Source organism: Mucilaginibacter sp. Bleaf8, from assembly GCF_018390515.1.
GTDB lineage: Bacteria > Bacteroidota > Bacteroidia > Sphingobacteriales > Sphingobacteriaceae > Mucilaginibacter.
Genome location: NZ_JAHBBK010000002.1, coordinates 471926 through 489351, shown reverse-complemented (window position 1 = coordinate 489351; position 17426 = coordinate 471926). Strand labels below are relative to the sequence as shown.

The window sequence follows — 17426 nt, the reverse complement described above, 5'->3', positions numbered from 1 at the left end:
GAAATTAGTATTTACCGGTTTTAAATGAATGAATATAAAAGGCTGCCACTTTAACTGGCTCTCCGGCATTTTTCAGATCAAAATCCTGGTCGGTAGGCGTATCGGCATCTGGAAAATGCTTCATATCACCAGTACGGAACATCACCCGGTTAATGCTGGTTACCGGCGCAAAAAACAGCGAGGGCGACATATCCTTGCCATTAATGTTCATGGTATAAAAACGGGTATCCGCATTCAGCCGCATTTTAATGGTGTACGTTGTATTCGCCTCATACTTCATCAGCGTTTTGTTGCGATAACCAGCTTTGGTTCTGAACACTCCTGCTGAATCAAAAGTAAGACGGATGCAGGGCTGCCCCTTGGCATCCTGAAACTCGATATCCAGTTGCCCGTTGCTCATTTGTGCCGGGGTTATAGTAAAATCAACCGCAAGCTTTTTCGATTGCGGCACTACCCGCTCCGCTTTGGCATAATCAAAACGATCCCAATCTTTTAAAGCCAGAGCTCTGCTGCCATCGGGCGCTTTATCGATACCTACTGGTGCCCATTGCAGGCTATAGGTATTCCATTGGTCCAGCTCCTTACCCGAAGGCATTTTGGCAAAATCCTCGTCGGCATGGGTGGCAACCATATCAGTAACAGGCACCGGGATGGATGACACCCAAATGTCTTCCTTGTTCATGCTATAAGTAACCCACAGCTTACCGTCGGGCGGTGTACCGTTCCCTTCTTCGATACCCCTTACATACTGCGGCCCATAAGATTTGTAGTTGCCGCCGTAGCGCATGGTCGATATTTCGCCGTTTACCAGCAGCAAGTTGGTATAATTTAATCCATCCTTACTTACCGACAACGCCAGCGGCCACCTGAATTCCGAAGGGTTGTACACCGTGGCATATTGGCCATCGCTGGTACGCTGGCCCCATATTTTAGCATTGCTATTTACAAAGCGCGGCGCACGTACGGCATTGGCCGGCCAGGTTTTACCATTATCGGAACTGATGGCGGTAAGCGCGCTTTTCCAAAGCCCCACCACACGGCCATCCGGCAGGTGATAAAAACTGAAAGCCTTGTATTGCTTTTTTAAGGGTATCAACGGGTCTTTACGGTCGGTTTCCTCTACCCACTGCATCATCATCAGCGGGTTGGACATCAGCTCATCGCAAGCCTGCACAAAAGCTTTCTTTTTGCTTTTTTTATAGAAAGGATAAGACGTGTTGCTTTCGTTCCACTTGGGGTTATAATGGATAAAATAAATAGGTCCATATTTTCCATTTGGCAGTACTTCGCGCACCACTCGGCCAATGCCCTGACCATCGTTCGGATCGTCATGTGCGTCCAAGCAAATGCCGTAAAAGCCCAACACCAGCAACTTGTTTGATTTTGACCGGTAAAAGCCCATGCGCTGGTGCATCACCGAATACAAATCCTTAGCTACGCCCGCCACGCCTTCCTTGGTAGTACCATCCGGTACTTTGTACTGCGGGAATACTACTACCGGCTTTGTCCAGGTCTCACCATCTTTAGAGGTCATGACCAGCGTTTGCCCTGGTGGGACGCTCTCGCCAATCTTATCGCTCAGATATTCTACATAAAACGTATTGTTCCAGTAAGCCAGCATGGGAGCATGATTATAGGTAAAACCAAAGCCCTCGGCCTGATCGGGATGCTCTCTGTTGGCTCTGAAAATCTGTTTGCTGTGCACGCCCAACACCGGAGCCAGCCGGCCATCGTGATAATCAACATTTACCACGGTGTTACCTGTGTAGCGCACCGTATCCTGTGCGTACACTGCAAAGTGGCATCCTATACTGGCTGTGAGAGATAGCAATATGGCTTTTAAATTCAGCATATATTTATTTAGATAAAGCAGCTGCCTGCTTTTGCCCTATTTCCTTTTTAATGTTGTTCAGCGTTTGTTTTGATACTTTGAATATCGTACCGTGCTTATGACCTTCAGGTACACTTACCTGATTTGATACGTCGGTAAACGTTTTAAAATTAGTTGTACTCATGGCGCCGTACCTTTTCAACCGGTATGAATCATAATAAATTAACCACTTATTGCCTGCCTTGGTAGCATTTGGCCCTTCAGAAAACAGCTCGGTGAAGCGCTTGCTGTAATTGCTGTACGGCCCTAAAGGATTAGTGGCCGATGCAACCAGTATATTTCTGTTGGGACGGGTGTTATCCTTCATTACCAACACATAGTTCTTTTTAGCCACTTTCACTATCTGGGCATCTATCACACTGAAACCCGGATCCAGAAAAAGCTTGGCCGGTGTAAAAGCCACAAAATCTTTGGTAGTGGTATAATATAACCGGTGATTGTTATTCTCATCTTCCTGCCCTTTCGGAAACCTGAATGGAATAGTTGAGGCCCAGACAATGATGAACTGCTTTTGCTCATCATCATAAAATATTTCCGGCGCCCACACATTCACGGTGGTCGGCTCATTAGCCATAATACGGATATGCTGTTGCGGCGACCAGTGGATCAGATCTTTTGAACTGGAATAGCCAAAGCCCTTATCGTTTTTCCAGCCGGTTGTCCACACCAAATGATAGGTACCATCCGGCCCCCGGGCAATAGACGGGTCGCGCATAATTTTGGCATCGCCTGCTTCGGGTTTTAAAAAGGTATAGTTTAAGTCGGTCCAATGGTAGGCATCATAGCTATAAAGCAGGCGCAAGCCTTCGGATGCAGGTTCATGAAAGGAAGTGAACATGTATACCTCCTTTTTAGCTGCACATGATGCCAGCACCACCGCCATAAACAAGCCCATAAACCATTTTTTACCCTCCGCCATCATTGCTTTATATTAAACGGCATCCAGTACCAGCACCCAATCGTTGCCATTGGCAACTTCTCCGGGCGGGTCAAAATTCATTATGCTGGTCTTGGTGCGTACGGTGGTGGCTGTGTAAGTGCCTGTACGCGGGTTAAACCAGCTGACTTTTATTTTTGAGCCCGGCAACGTAGCTGTGCTGATGCTCATATTGCGGCCGTTATAAGTATACACAAAGGCATACTTTTCACCCCGGGTAGCAACCAGATAGTTATACCGCTTACCTTGCCCACCCGCAATCAGCGACTGGTCGGGCACGCGATCAAAGTATGAGCGCGATAACATCAGTTTTTTAATGTGCTTCATTTGCAGCGCGCCGGGATCATTAATAGATTTATACCAATAGTTTTTAGAGCCGTAAGCGCTTTTCTTGTCGGTAGGTTTATGCATTTGCATCACATCATTGTTGCCGTAAGTGTAGCCGCAACCTCCTGCAAAAACAGACCAGTAGGCATAACGGCGTACATCAGCAGCTGTCCACCGGGGTTGCTTAATGTCGTGTAAACCGTGCGGAATTCTTTCATAAGATGGCTCCACATCCAGCGTTGGCTTGATAGGCTGCTTGTTATAATCATCCTGCACATAACGCCAGTTATCTTCACCATACTTTAAATCTTTGGCTGAAGTATCCTGCTTATAAGTGCGATGGCCTGATTGGAAACAATTAAAATCCAGCCAGTCTTCGTTATGAAACCACTTGGATGATTGTGTACGGCCACGCGGATGATAGGTGATAAGATGGTTACCGTCTTCGGCACGCAGTACATTGCCAATGGTTTTCCATACCTGCATAGAATCACTGCCTGCTATATCGCCACCATTCATCCAAATTATGTTCGATCTGTTTTTATATCGGTTCACCAGAAAACTGGCGTATGCCTTTGCTTTTTCAGAGGTAACTCCCGCTTTAGATTTTACTACCGATCCCCACACGGGCACCAGTGCCATGTACAATCCTTTTGCTGCTGCACGGTCAACAATCCAATCCACGTGATCCCAATAATCATACTGTGCGGCATTGGCAGCATCGCTCCCTTCGGTTACTTTAGGGCGGGAGATGTCAACATTGGTAAGAGCGGAATCGCCATAAGCATTGGTTTCTTTAATATCGTGGATTACCATTACCTGTATCACATTGAAGCCCTGCTGGCGGCGTATCTCGAGGTATTTTTCGGCATCCTCACGATTAAGTTTGGAAAGCAACAACCAGCCGGTATCGCCCAGCCAAAAGAAAGGCTTCTGATCAGCAGTTACGAAATAGCGGTGATTTGCCGATATCGATAACTTCTCTACCCCGGCATGGCGCATCCATCCAAAAGCGAAGCATATAGCAGCCGCTGCAACGATGATATAATTAAGCTTTTTTAGCATCATTTTAAATACGTTTTAACCATAATACCGCCGGGCCGCTTTTGGGGCTGGTGAGGTTACTTATACTGTTACCTTTTACCGAGCTGCCTTTGGTCAGATACTTTCCTGTTTCCGGATCTATCCAGCGGGCAGTGTATCGGGCAGCAGGGTCTGTTTTTAACTCAACGGTGTTACCTGTATTAGTGTAGACAATGAAACCTTTTGCCGGATCACCTAATGCCCATTGACCTTGTACTGATAACTCAATTGGTTTCATACCGGCAGCTGCCGATAAAAGCTGCGCGTCTGTACCGGCCGGCAAATTAGGTAACGAGCCACCTGCTATAAAGGCTGCCCAACCATAACGGTCGTACCCATCGCTGGAGTAGATTACCGCCTTATCGGGGTATTGGGTACGATACTCGTGCACCGCACGGTATACCTGCTCAAAAGAGGTGGCTTTTGGCTTAAACTGACGAGCCTGCTGACGGGGTGCCAAATTTTGGCCGCCTGCCGGTGCATAGGCTTTGCCATCGGCCTGGTAATGCCAGTATCGAATATCAATTACGCTGATGGCTACGGCACGGGCCGGATCGGCCAGCACAGCATCCTGCACATCTTTAGTGGTACTTAACCCAATGAGTTCCTTTTTGCCCTTCTCCTGCTCCCACTGTTGTATGGTTTCAATCCAGAATTGTACAAAGTGCAGCGGACCGGTAAACTCGGCTCCTATAAATTGTATCACGCCATTGTTGGCAGCAAAATTATCGAGGCACTGGCGTATATAAGCCTGGTGAAGTTTACGGCGTACCGGGTGGGTAACATCATAAAACTGCTCGGCCATAAAAATCCGCTTATCACCGGCGTAAGGCGGCGGTTCGGGGAAGCCAGTGTTGTTGATATTGTTAGCCGGTCGCCACGGAAAATCGGCGTAATGTGCGCCCGCTTCTATAATATTATGCTGAAAATAATTTTGGTGGATGAGTACCAAACCTTTCTGGTCGGCCAAATCGGCAAACTGTTTTAGGCGGTTCCAGTACCAGTAATTGTACTTGGTCAGGTCATATTTACTTAAGCCATCATAAGCAGTGCCTTGCCCGCTTCGGGCAAACGGCAGTTCGTAAAACGGCGGCCATACATCGCCATCCAGACGGCGGATGCGCTCGTGATCATCGCGACGGCGCTCATACCATAGTCCATAGTTATGTTCTAATGCAACGATATGTTTGTCGAGCATCCAGTTACTTACTGAATTTATATCATCCGTAAGCCCGGTACCTACCCTGCCGGGTACCCAACGGGTGATATGAGGTTTAGCAGTTTTTTGAAGATAATTCGGATCGACAGAACCGTTCCACCAAGGCACTTCATGGCGCATGCCGGTTAAAACGGTGTTACCACGCACCAGCCAGCCGTTAGTTACCTGCATGGCCGGGGCCCTAACCGGTTGTACAGGTTGCGGTGTTTTGATCTGATCGATAGTTTTTATAGCAGTGGCATTTGCTGCAATTGGATTGCGAGAAGCTGCCTGGTTTACCCAATCCAAAATCGTGACTGCCGGCTTAACAGAATTAGCAGTTAACAGTGCGGCCTGTTGTACCGTCGGGCTACTGGATGCCTCGGTTTCAACCGGCAAAATCTGCGCTTGCTGGGCCACATCAGTATTTAAGCGGGCGGCCAGTTGCGCGTAGTATAAGCTGCGCGGGTTGATGCTGTTGTTGGATTCGCCCCAGTAGCCGTTACCGGCAAATTGCGCCCAGGTACCAAAGGCCCAGTTTTGCGCTGTTGGCGGCTGATAGCAATCTACCCGTGCGGCACTGCAATTCCAGAAAACGCTATTGGCAGCACTCCAGCCTGCACCCTGCCCGTCCTGTCCACGATTCATGTAGCTTAGCGCTTGCCCGTCAATGTTAATTACATCAAACAAAACGCCTGATGCCCAGCTATCAATAGCGCCGCTAAAGCTATGCGGCTGCCACGACTGGCACTGTACGAATACATTCGGACCCGGAGCCATGTAACCTACAGCAAAATCATGGAAACCGTTTTCAGCATACAACCGCTGAAACAAAGTTTGCTGACCCATGGTCCAAAATGTATTACGACGTTGTCCACCAATTTCTGATACCGGGGCCAACGATTTACAATCTTCTACCGTTACACGTTTGGCGGTTTCTAGCACAAACACTGCCGAACCTGCAAAGTGCTCAAAAGTTACCTGGCGCACCCATACATCAGCTGCGTTGGCAATGGTAATGGCCATCCAGCGATGGGCTTCGTCTTTGAGGTTTTGGATATCATAAGCCGATTGCAAACGCAGGTTCTCAATACCGGATTGCCGGATGCGTCCGTTCCACTGGTACGTGCTGATTGTACCGCCGCCAAAAGCCGAGTCGAGCGCGGTGGTTAGAGGTGCATCAAGCGTAAGGTTGGTACCATTAACAGCAACCACTTTACGATCCCAGTAAATGTCCTGCTGACCGGGTTTCCAACCCAAACTGGTAAGGCCACCGCCGAAATGCTCGGTACCTAACTGATTGATCCAGGCTTGCGTGCTTGGGCGATGAATGATAACCTGATCGCCCACTTTATATTTACCTTGTACTACCTGTGCTGTGGTGGCATTTACCGGCACATAAGCATCGGCAATTTTTACCGGCTCGGTTACCTGTTTATCGTTTTTACCTTCAATGCGAATAAAAGTTTCGCGGTCTTTACCGGCGGCAATCAATGTGGTACCGTCCTCTCCCATTCCATTACCACGCAGTATTACGCCCGATGCATTGAGCTTAAGACTCCCCTGTACCTCATAAATTCCTTTTTGCAGCAATACCGCACCTTTAATGCCATTTTTATCTGCAGGCAGGCCAGCTACATAATTGATAGCAGCCTGTATACGCCAGGTTGCATCGCCCGGTTTAACAGGCACTACAACACGCACCGGCACATTAGGTATGGCCTGCTCAGAAGCCATGTAACCGCAGTAAGAAAAATCGGGCACACGGTTGCCTTTGGCATCAGTAGTATAAACTAATTTACCACTCTTATCCTGCGCAATGGGCGGCTGGGGCTTGGGCGCATTCTTTTTACCCTGGCTCAATGCAACGGGTGCATGCAGCAGCATACACCCGGCAATAACACCAACATGAAGAAGAACTTTAATATTTGAAATTCGAATCGTCACTATAATAAAATAGCATTATTTAACTCCTGCTACAGGTTTCTCACCTTTCGTGGCTAACGTGTTCAGGTATACTTCTATGTTGCTATAACCACCACCATTTTTAGCTAACTGTGCTGAGTCTTTCCCGTTTTTAGGATTCAGACCATGTTTCGTTTCATAATCATCTGGCAAGCCGTCATTGTCGCTGTCTTTGTATTGCGCACCTGCATAGTTAGGGTACCCACCTACCTGGCTTATATCGGTAATGATGCCAATTTTATAAGAATCTATTGGTAAACGACGATGTTTAAATTGCGTTTCGGGAAGCTTAACGCCTTCCTTATAATCAATTTTACCGGTAGCCACCTGCTTAATGATACGTGTATCCACCTCATCCCTAAGCGGCAAGGTTGCACCAACGTTAGCAATTACAAAAGTTTTGGCCTGTTGTGCCGGTAATATCCTAACCGAAGGCATTGGAAAAGGCTTATTCCATTTCATGTAATCTTTATACTGACCAGCATCGGCCATTTCTTTACCGCCTTCACCCTCTACCTGCACACCGCCATCCCAGTTATCGGCAGTAACTTTTGTGTTGCCTTCCATGATGTTGCCATTCACGTAAGCCATACCGAATACTTTTTCTTTTAGCTTGCTCCTGCCAGATTCGGGCTTCAGTATACGGTGACCAACCGGCTCATTGGTTGGTGTGGCCGGACCTGGTTTGAAGTAGTTGTTGATGATGTTGAATTTCGCTGTATAATCGCCGCCATCCATAGAGCGATGCACCCAGTTAAATACAACGTTGTTAACAAAGTTGTAGATACCATTCCAGCCGATTGATGGGTTACGACCTGTATTATCAGCCCAAAGGTTGCGTACCAGCATGCAGTTTTCGCCGCCTGTGGTACTGCCAAAAGCGTGGTTCCAGGTATCTAAGCTTTCTGAATAAATACAGTTGGATATCGTAACGTTAACAGTACCGTGCTTTTCTTCCTTATTGCCATCGCCCGGATCGAACATATGGCGGTAGATGGACATATTTTCGTCTAATCCCCAACTGGTTGAACAATGGTCGATAATGATATTACCTACCGGATTACCTCCTAATGCATCGTCGCGACGACCAACGTTGGTTTCGCCTCTGCGGAAACGCATGTAGCGGATTACCACATCGTGCGTATTGATCCAAACTGATTCACCAGCTACACACACACCGCTGCCCGGTGCTGATTGACCTTGGATGGTAACATACGGTGCACGGATAATCAGCGGTGTTTTCAGACGGATAATGCCCGCTACGTTGAACACGATAATACGCGCCCCGCCTTGCTCACAGGCATAACGAAGCGTACCCGGACCGCTATCTTCCAAACTGGTAACCACAAATACTTTGCCGCCCTGGCCACCAAATGAATGCGCGCCTCCGCCTTCCGCTCCGGGGAAAGCCAACCGTTCCGATTGGGGAAGATCATTCGGACGGGCAGCCCATGGAATATAGGGTTTGCCGTGTCTCATATCGTAATCAACCACAGGAAAGGCCACTTTCCAGGCCGAGTCTGACTTGCGTTGATTTTCGGCCATCATGGCCTCGGTTTGCGCTTTGATATCAGCCGGTATTTGTGGGTATTGAGCCATCGCCGGTTTTACGGCAAAAGCTACCATGCATAACGACAGCAAGGAGAATGTTCTTTTCATTATCAGCGATTTACAATTACGTTTAGCTCATATAAACCAATACCACATGAGGCAAAACGACCATGCAGGTATATGGTTTATAAATTGGTTACTGAGAAACTTAGGTAATAATAGGTTTTCTAATTCTATTAAGCCAAATATGCAATGCCTTTAGTGCTCATTTATGTATAATCTTAACATAGTGTTGTAAAATATTACCAAAGGGCTCTTAATCGTAGTTAATACCAGCACTATAGCAAACATGTTACAAAGACGCTTAGGGCATCGTTTGAACAGTATTAATCTATGATACAAATGCTAATAGCTTTTTAATATGCAATAGTGAGCATTGTTAAAATCATACAATAAAAAAAGGGAGACCACAGCCTCCCTTCTTTATTGTATGATTAACTGCTTTATTTAAATGGGTCAAATGTTCCGCCCCATGTGTTGGTTTGCACAATAGCAGGATCACTATTAATCGTAGCTGTTGGTATACCAAAAAAATAAATTCCGGGCTGATAACCTATTTTATATTTTGTGTCTAAAGGCACAACTGTAATTGTGAAATAGGTATACGCTGCGTCTGCACTCAATGCATCGCGGCCCGGAAAGCCTGATGCTGTGAGATTGGTTGGCGCATCAGCTGTTGCTGATATTTTTATACCGGATCGTTGCTTTCCATTTAATGCAGTCAACAGTCTTCTTCTCCTTAAATCCCAAAAACGTTTACCCTCAAAGGCAAACTCGATCTGCCTTTCCAACATGATGGCATTAATCATCTGCAGGCGGTCACCTTTTATAACCTCATCCAAACCATAATTTCCGTCGCCAGGCTCAATACCAGCCCTTTGTCTAATTGTTTTTAGCTTTTCAAAAGCTTCGTCCATTCGTCCTGTTTCCGCGGCACACTCCGCTAAGTTAAGTACAACTTCTGCAAACCTGATTTCAATCCAATCAGCACCTGCGTATGGTACATTATTTAAAGCAAGTGTCGGATCAATAGCTTTACGTAAATAAAAGCCTGTGGTGGTTGCCCCAACAGGCTCTACTGACTTTGTACCAATAATATAAGTCCACAGCCTATAATTAGGATTGTTATTAATGGACCAAGTACTTCCGTTATAAGCAATAGTTTTATCAAACCGGGGATCTCTGTTTTTATAAAAGTTCTGCACTGAATACGTATATTTAGATGACGGGCTACCCGGAGCTTTGCCATCCTTCATTGGGTAGGACTGAACAAGATCCCACGTTGGCTGATTTGAGCTACTGCTGTTACCAGAACTTAAATAAGCTGGCCTGGTTGATGATTCGTAACCATTATTGTTACTGGTTTGCTGGCCCTGTGATGTATTAAATCCCGTAATCATTACCGCTTCAGGATTAGCATAGCCCTCCGTAAACCACAAGCCATCATATGAAGAATTAAGGCCGTAGCCGGCACTAATTAAATAATTATAGGCTAATGTATTGGCTTCATAGGCGGTTTGCCAACGGGATTGGTCAGTTGCGGTATTATCTCCGCTTAAAAACTGCGGACTCGCATATGTTAACAGGACTCTGCCTTTGAATGCCATTGCACCACCTGCTGTTATACGCCCATAATCTGCTGTAAGCCATTTTTTGGGTAAATATTTTATAGCTGTATCTAAATCGGCAACGATTTGTTTTATGCATTCCGACGTTGAATTTCGAGGCAGCTTGGCGGCATCCTTTGCGTCAGGCCCTACGCCTTCCAACGGAGTAAGTATTAACGGTACACCACCGTACAATCGTACTAAATCAAAATAACGGAAAGCACGAAAAAAAATGGCTTGTGCAGCGAAGCGCTTTTTTTGATCATTAGGCAATGGACTAGTCTTTAAGCCATCTATAAATGTATTGATGATGCGGAGCTTGTTGTAGTTGCCCGAAGTATTTGTGCTGCCGATATCAACAACATCATTAATAGTTAATGAGCCCTGCACATACTTGTTGTCGCTATAACCGTCGTCTGCCAAGCCATTTGTTGAGCCTAAACTTCCGCCGGTATTTCCAAACCAAGTAGGTAAATTTTGATTATAGATATAATCAAGCTGCTGCTTTACCAATATAGAATCACTAAATACAAGCTCTGGCGAGGCTTTATTCAAATCCTGCTTATCTAATACTTTTTTGCAACTTGATAATATTATAGTCCCAAACAACACAAATAACAAACTGATATATATATTTTTCATTATTTTCTTATTTAAAATCCGACATTCAATCCAAACGAGTAGGTTTTTAACGCAGGATACAGGTTGTACGCAGTCGTATTATCGCGGTATTCACTGAAAGGGTTAGAAAAATTAAACAAGTTTGTACCATTAAAGTAGGCCCTAATGCTACCAACACCTAATTTATTAGCAATTTTAGATGGTACAGCATAAGATAAGTTCAAATTAGATACTCTAAAGGTGAACGAACTTCTAAACCAAAACTCCGAACTTACATTGTTCACCATACTATAATATGGATTTGGATATTTTGCATCCGGATTGGTTGGTGTCCAGTGATCAGACCAGAAAGCGGGACGATTGGAGGTTGCTGTTGCTGTGGACATAGCGTCACTTTCAACAGTTGCAATACCACCAAAAGACATTCCCATAATAACATTGAGACTTAATGATTTGTAAGAACCTCCAAAATTTAATCCTAAGTTATAGTGGTTACTTGCTTTATGGGTAAGATAATCCTGATCTTCATCATTGATCTTACCGTCTGGAGCTGCGTACTGTCCGTTTGCATCTCTGGGCCCACGAACGTCTTGATAGTACAGCATACCCGGAGCTGGTATTTGACCCAGTATACGTACATCCTCAGGCTTAATACCTGCAGCTGCAGCCATTGAATTTTTTATTGCGTCAGCCTGCTCCGTTGTGCGGATCATACCCAGATAATGGTACCCAAGCTTTCCGGGGTCATCAGACCTACCATTGAGGTCCAAATAAGTTCCATTTAAACCCAGCGGCTGGTCAATAATAATGTTTTTAGCGTCCGACCAAGAGAAGAACGGATTAAAGTTATAGGTAAAATCTTTACCAATTTTATCCTTCCAACCCAATGATATCTCATAACCGAAAGTATTGATAGAAAGATAGTTCTCGGTTGGCAACCTTGCTCCAATTAAAAAAGGAACAGATCCACTTAAACTAGTCAAAAGATTATATCTGTGCTCAAAATACCCATCAATAGTTGCTGACAGACGATTGTTCAAGAACTGAAAATCAAAACCAAGGTTAGTTTTCAAGTTATTATCCCAGCGTGCCTTTTCATTCGCAAGCAAAATATTGGGTTCTACGGTTGTTCCTCTGTCGCCAGTTGGTTGACCAAAAACAGCCGCATGCCCTATAGCAAAACTATAATTCCTTTGATACTGGAATGGAGAGGTATTGTCATTACCTAACAGACCAACTGAGCCTCTTACTTTGAAGTAATCAATAAACTTTACACCTCGCTTAAAAAAACTTTCCTCAGAAACTATCCAGCCCAATGAGCCAGATGGAAAATATCCCCATTCTTTTCCGGGCGCAAAATTAGTATTGGCATCTGCTCTAAAAGCAAACTCAAGTAAATACTTATTAGCGTAGTTATAATTAATTCTGGTAGCATAAGCTAAACGGCCATATTCCCTTAGTAAACCGACCTGATTTACTTCCTTGTTGCCATAAGCAAAGTTGAAGTTATCTAACCCGCCTACATAAATATTATCTTGTAATGCAGATAAACCTTCTGAATAAGACTCAGACTGTTCATATAAAGCGAGTATAGACAATTCATGTTTACCAAACTTTCGATTGTAATTGATAATACCATCTAATTGGTAATTATTAGCAAAAGTTGGATTGAGCCGGATGCGGTCACCATTGGATATTCTTTGAACATTTACTAAATCACCGCCCGGAATATGCCTGTTGGTTCCTTGCCCGCTGTATTGATAAAAGTTAAAATAAGTACCAAATTGCTTCCCAAAAAAGTTATTGTAATTTTTATTATAAGTACCTGTCAAACTTAAGCCCTTGATAAACGGCACATCATATTTGACATTAGCATTTATATTTAAAACATATGTTCTGGAAAGGTTATAGTTATTTGATTTCTGAATTTCGAAAAAGTTGATATTATCCTTAGCTGCAGAAAATGTTGGCGTTAATAATACGGGATTACCGTTGATATAAAACTGTTGCCACTGTGGTACTTTTGATAACGTATTAACATCATCATCTGCGCTTTCACCACTTTGTTTGAAAAAATACTTAGTGTTCTCATTAACTGCACCGCTTACCGATAATCCAACCTTTAAACCATTTGCAACTCGAGCATCTGTACTTGCCCGAAAAGTCCACCTGTCCGCGTCAACACCTTCAAAGTTTGAATTTTGCTTCACATAGCTGGCTCCGGCAAAATAAGTAGCCTTATCTGAGCCACCGCTTACATCTACAGCATGTCTTTGAACTGTTGAAACCTGCCACGCCTTTCTTAGCCAATTTGTGTTGTTATTAGGATCTGCAAAATAAGCTAATTCATCAGGTGTATAATAATTTGGAATTTTTGCACCTGTGACTTTATTTATACCAAACTCATCTAATTGATAATTATTCTGAGCTTGATATAGATCATTCAGGTAAGTAGCTTGCTGTATACCCGTCATCATATTAGGTAACATGGTAGCATCAGAGAAACCTATGGAACCTGAGTAGTTAACTTTTGGTGTGCCTGCTTTACCTCTTTTGGTTTTTACAATAATTACACCATTTGCTCCCTGAATACCATAGATTGCTGCTGCCGCATCTTTTAAAACAGAAATACTTTCAACTTCAGTTTGATCTAAAAGATTAAAATCAGCAGCGGTACGGAATGCATCGTCTATAATATACAAAGGCTGAGTAGATGATGTTACGCCCGTACCAAATTTTGGATTTCTTATACTTATGGATGCATCATCACCTGGCCTGCCTTGTCCACCGCTAACTGTAACGTTTGGCAATTGCCCTCTTAATGCAGATGACAGATTGGTTGTCGGAATATCTTGTAGCGTTTGCAAATTAACCGTTGCTACAGCACCGGTAAGGTGAGCCTTCTTTTGAGTGCCATACCCTACAACTACCACATCACTCAAGTTGCTTTCATTGCTGGGCTGCATTTTAATATTCAATGTGGTTTCGCCCGGTTTAAGCGAGTGTTCCTGGAAAGCAAAACCTACGTAACGGATACTCAGTACCACGTTTTGTAAGTTGGTTACCTTGATAGAGAACTTTCCGTTCACGTCGGTTTGGGTACCTACGCTACTGCCTTTTACCTGAACGGTTACCCCAATCAGCGGCTCGTTTTTATCAGCGCTGGTTACGGTACCGGTTATGGTTCTATTTTGCGCGAATGCCGAGTAGGTTAAAAACGGCAACAGCAAAATAAGAAAGTAAATTTTCTTCATCTCTTAATTTTATTGGTTCAATAATTGGTCTTTGTATTGGTTTAATCGGAGGTTTGGGCTTTCTTTAATCCATAGCGTAAGGTGGTTTGAGTAAATGTGGGTTTAATCAGCAGTTATAAAACAGGAATAAGAGCCAACAGCGGTCTATGACATTACCATTGGCTCTTAAATAGAAATTTACTTGTTTTTTTCAGCCTTGATACGCTCCATCCAGCCGGCTTCTTCCTTCTTCATGTCATAACCTGCGGCAGACAGGTAGTTGTTGATGCGACCTTTGTACTTACCAAACCAGGCATGTTTCTTTTGCGATGATTCAGCATCCATAGATTGCTCGCGGGCCTCGGTAAGCCATGTTAAAATTTGCGCTTTTTGCTCTTGGGTTAGTGTGGGTATCATGCTGTTGTAAGCAGTGTATGTAACGTTACGCACATTGTAAGTCATGCCGTCTTTCACTTTATCTACCTGCTCGGCGGTAAGATATTGTGATAAGCTGGCTAAGTACTGTGTATGCAATGGCTGTAGTTTGGAGGTTGCTTCCATCTCAGTAGCTTTTATAGCTGCTGCCAAATCTTCTTTATTATCTGCATTGCGCTCTTTGATTTCTTTTATCTTATTATCCCGAGCGGTGTATACCTCGTTTAGGTCTTGATATTGTCTGGCAATAATCTCTGTTACTTTCGATGCTTTACCAGCATCCGTCAGGCCCAAAGTTGCGGTAATTTTAGCAGCACGTTCGGTTACTACTTTTACATATTCTGCTTTTTTATCGGCCGTTTGTACATCCTGGGCAAATGCAGGTATAGTACAGGCAAACAATAATAATGCGGCACAATACTTAAATAACATTTTCATACGCTTTCTCCTCTTTTAATTCACTTTCACTATTTGCTGTTAAATTCACTTCTCCACAAAAATGCACCTGGATGCCCAATTCTGCCAAAGCAGCTGCCTTGATACGGCAAGCTTGCATAGCCTTGGCAGCATCGGTAGCATATACCACCTGGATGTGATTTGCCTTATGGCGGGCCATCATTTGATTTTGGTTTACGCCTTTTAAGCTGGCGTGCATAATTGGCCATTGCGGCGTGGTAAGTTCCCAGCGGCGTTGAGTTTCAGCTTCCGGTAAATACACAGCCTCGCCTACTCCTAAATCGCAATGCAACTCATTATTCATTACGTAAACACGGCTCCATACAATATGGCCGGGTTTACTTACGCCTTTTAAACTACCGCCACCCAATCTGAAATACATTGCAGGCTGCCGTTCACTTACAGCGCCGGCATAACCATTAATAAAGTGCTCAGGCGGTGCAGCTCCCGAAATCAGGAAAAGCCAAACAAAATCGTCAATTCCTTCACCTTTGAAATGCTGCCCCCAGCGTAAATCATGCAGCGTGGTTTCGCCCTGCATGCCGAGTTCTTTCCATAAATGATAGGTAACCAAGGCATCAATACCGGCACATTCATCAACCTCATTAAAGTGAGGCAACGCCTGACCGGCATACAGTTCTTCGCCGGTTTCTGAATACACCGGCGGGCGGTCCTGATTATTTAGCAAACCTTCAACCAGATCACTTGCCGGAACAAGGTCTTTTAACCCCTGCTGGTATTGTATACCGATGGTGTCGCACCCAAAATCATGTGCTATACGAACAGCGGCAATGTACATTTTACATTGCAGCAGCGTTTGGTTACGGGTAAGCTCGGTAGCCTCGTCGGTTCCCCAGTTAAAACGCATACCTTTTTCTAAAAGCCAGGTTAATACTTTTTCAGCTTCTTCATCCTGTACGTTCAACATAGCTGCATATAGCGACGACTGGCTTAATCTTTCTTTAAAAATACCGGTTGTGTGTAAAAGCTCATCAGGTACAATGGCGTTATACATACCCATGCAGCCTTCATCAAACACCCCCATAATGGCTTTATTTTGCTTCAAGCGGCGGCCAAAATCCCGTCCGGTCAATTCATCTTCGAGCGGAATATTTACTAAATCGAAGCTTTTTACATGACTTTGATCGTGCCTGATCTTGCCTGTCTGCAGCCACTCATTAAGCTTTTGCGTAAAAAATTCGTCGCTAAAATCTTCGCTCCACAAGGTGCTGTAGTTTACGCCGGCTTTTGTCAGCGAGCCATTTAGGTTAAGCATACCTACCAGGCCAGGCCAGGTTCCATCCCAGTTGGCAACGGTAAGTATCGGTCCTTTATGGGTGGTTAACCCAGGAAGTACGTGATGGGTATATTGCCAAACGCTTTCGGCAACGATGAGCGGTTGCTTCGGATCAATAATTTTAAATACTTCGATACCCATTTTTTGGGAATCTATAAATCCATGTTGTTTAACCGTGTTGTAAGCATGGGCGCGTTTTAATGTATGGCCTGCTTTTTCAATGGCAGCTGTTAACTTAGCTTCCATGGTTTGCTGTACCTCCCAGCAGGTTTGATTGGCCGAGAGACGCAAATCACCACTGGCCACTAATAATACTTGCTGAGTACCTTGGTTCTTTAACATCGTTTTGCAAAATGTAAGAGCATAAATGTGTATCGATGCCCGGTTTATAATCAGCTTACAGCCTTTTATCTAATTGGTTAAATATCTATGCAAACAAGAGCACATGGAACGCCTTATAAAAAGCTGCTTTGAAAGTATGGATATTAATTATTTATAATTTGGTTTAATCCTGACAAACAGGTTAGTATCACAAATATCATGTAACGTCCAGGTCATTTTTTGCAGCTTTTTATCCTTTTATTATAGGATATTAGCATAACGACGGCAACAATAGGCATCTTTTTCGTTACAAGCAAATTAAGTTAGCAATAGAAAATCAAAGTGATGCGATTTTAATAAGCCCTTAGTTTAAGGTTTCCAGGGCGGCAGATCCATATCTATCACCAATAAACAAGATATTTGTGATTACTTATTGCACTTCAC

The 17426-nt window shown here is 44.2% G+C and carries 9 protein-coding genes; all 9 read right to left on the bottom strand.

The features are described from left to right. Window positions 1–4: 4 nt before the first annotated feature. The 9 genes from KHS38_RS10840 to KHS38_RS10800 all read right to left on the bottom strand — a co-directional run bounded on the left by KHS38_RS10840 (window position 5) and on the right by KHS38_RS10800 (window position 17003). A complete protein-coding gene (locus KHS38_RS10840; RefSeq protein WP_213488573.1) occupies window positions 5–1852 on the bottom strand; it encodes an exo-alpha-sialidase in 1848 nt (615 codons plus the stop codon). A gap of 4 nt (window positions 1853–1856) precedes the next feature. Continuing rightward, window positions 1857–2813, bottom strand: coding sequence for a glycoside hydrolase family 43 protein (locus KHS38_RS10835; RefSeq protein ID WP_213488572.1), 957 nt, complete (start codon window positions 2811–2813; stop codon window positions 1857–1859). Between the two features lie 9 nt (window positions 2814–2822). Continuing rightward, window positions 2823–4223, bottom strand: a complete 1401-nt coding sequence (locus tag KHS38_RS10830) for a glycoside hydrolase family 140 protein (protein WP_249665365.1) — start codon at window positions 4221–4223, stop codon at window positions 2823–2825. A gap of 1 nt (window position 4224) precedes the next feature. After that, complete coding sequence (locus KHS38_RS10825) at window positions 4225–7323, bottom strand: DUF6298 domain-containing protein (protein WP_249665364.1); 3099 nt, start codon at window positions 7321–7323, stop codon at window positions 4225–4227. Window positions 7324–7398: 75 nt separating this feature from the next. After that, window positions 7399–9060: a pectate lyase family protein gene (locus KHS38_RS10820; protein ID WP_213488571.1), complete on the bottom strand. Its 1662-nt coding sequence runs from the start codon at window positions 9058–9060 to the stop codon at window positions 7399–7401. 395 nt (window positions 9061–9455) lie between these two features. Further along, entirely contained in the window at window positions 9456–11261 is a 1806-nt protein-coding gene (locus KHS38_RS10815; RefSeq protein ID WP_213488570.1) for a RagB/SusD family nutrient uptake outer membrane protein, read from the bottom strand. Window positions 11262–11272: 11 nt separating this feature from the next. After that, window positions 11273–14494 carry a SusC/RagA family TonB-linked outer membrane protein gene (locus KHS38_RS10810; protein ID WP_213488569.1) on the bottom strand — a complete coding sequence of 1074 codons (3222 nt, stop codon included), beginning with the start codon at window positions 14492–14494 and terminating at the stop codon, window positions 11273–11275. Window positions 14495–14671: 177 nt separating this feature from the next. Continuing rightward, window positions 14672–15346, bottom strand: a complete 675-nt coding sequence (locus tag KHS38_RS10805; RefSeq protein ID WP_249665363.1) for a DUF3826 domain-containing protein — start codon at window positions 15344–15346, stop codon at window positions 14672–14674. After that, window positions 15330–17003, bottom strand: coding sequence for a fucose isomerase (locus KHS38_RS10800; RefSeq protein WP_213488568.1), 1674 nt, complete (start codon window positions 17001–17003; stop codon window positions 15330–15332). Before KHS38_RS10800 ends, KHS38_RS10805 begins: the two co-directional genes overlap by 17 nt. Between the last annotated feature and the right edge of the window lie 423 nt (window positions 17004–17426).

What these genes read in the sequence shown, in the direction of transcription:
- KHS38_RS10820 (WP_213488571.1), bottom strand. Translation starts at nt 9,060, where the DNA reads ATGAAAAGAACATTCTCCTTGCTGTCGTTATGCATGGTAGCTTTTGCC.
- KHS38_RS10830 (WP_249665365.1), bottom strand. Translation starts at nt 4,223, where the DNA reads ATGATGCTAAAAAAGCTTAATTATATCATCGTTGCAGCGGCTGCTATA.
- KHS38_RS10840 (WP_213488573.1), bottom strand. Translation starts at nt 1,852, where the DNA reads ATGCTGAATTTAAAAGCCATATTGCTATCTCTCACAGCCAGTATAGGA.
- KHS38_RS10835 (WP_213488572.1), bottom strand. Translation starts at nt 2,813, where the DNA reads ATGATGGCGGAGGGTAAAAAATGGTTTATGGGCTTGTTTATGGCGGTG.
- KHS38_RS10805 (WP_249665363.1), bottom strand. Translation starts at nt 15,346, where the DNA reads ATGAAAATGTTATTTAAGTATTGTGCCGCATTATTATTGTTTGCCTGT.
- KHS38_RS10810 (WP_213488569.1), bottom strand. Translation starts at nt 14,494, where the DNA reads ATGAAGAAAATTTACTTTCTTATTTTGCTGTTGCCGTTTTTAACCTAC.
- KHS38_RS10825 (WP_249665364.1), bottom strand. Translation starts at nt 7,323, where the DNA reads ATGCTGCTGCATGCACCCGTTGCATTGAGCCAGGGTAAAAAGAATGCG.
- KHS38_RS10815 (WP_213488570.1), bottom strand. Translation starts at nt 11,261, where the DNA reads ATGAAAAATATATATATCAGTTTGTTATTTGTGTTGTTTGGGACTATA.
- KHS38_RS10800 (WP_213488568.1), bottom strand. Translation starts at nt 17,003, where the DNA reads ATGTTAAAGAACCAAGGTACTCAGCAAGTATTATTAGTGGCCAGTGGT.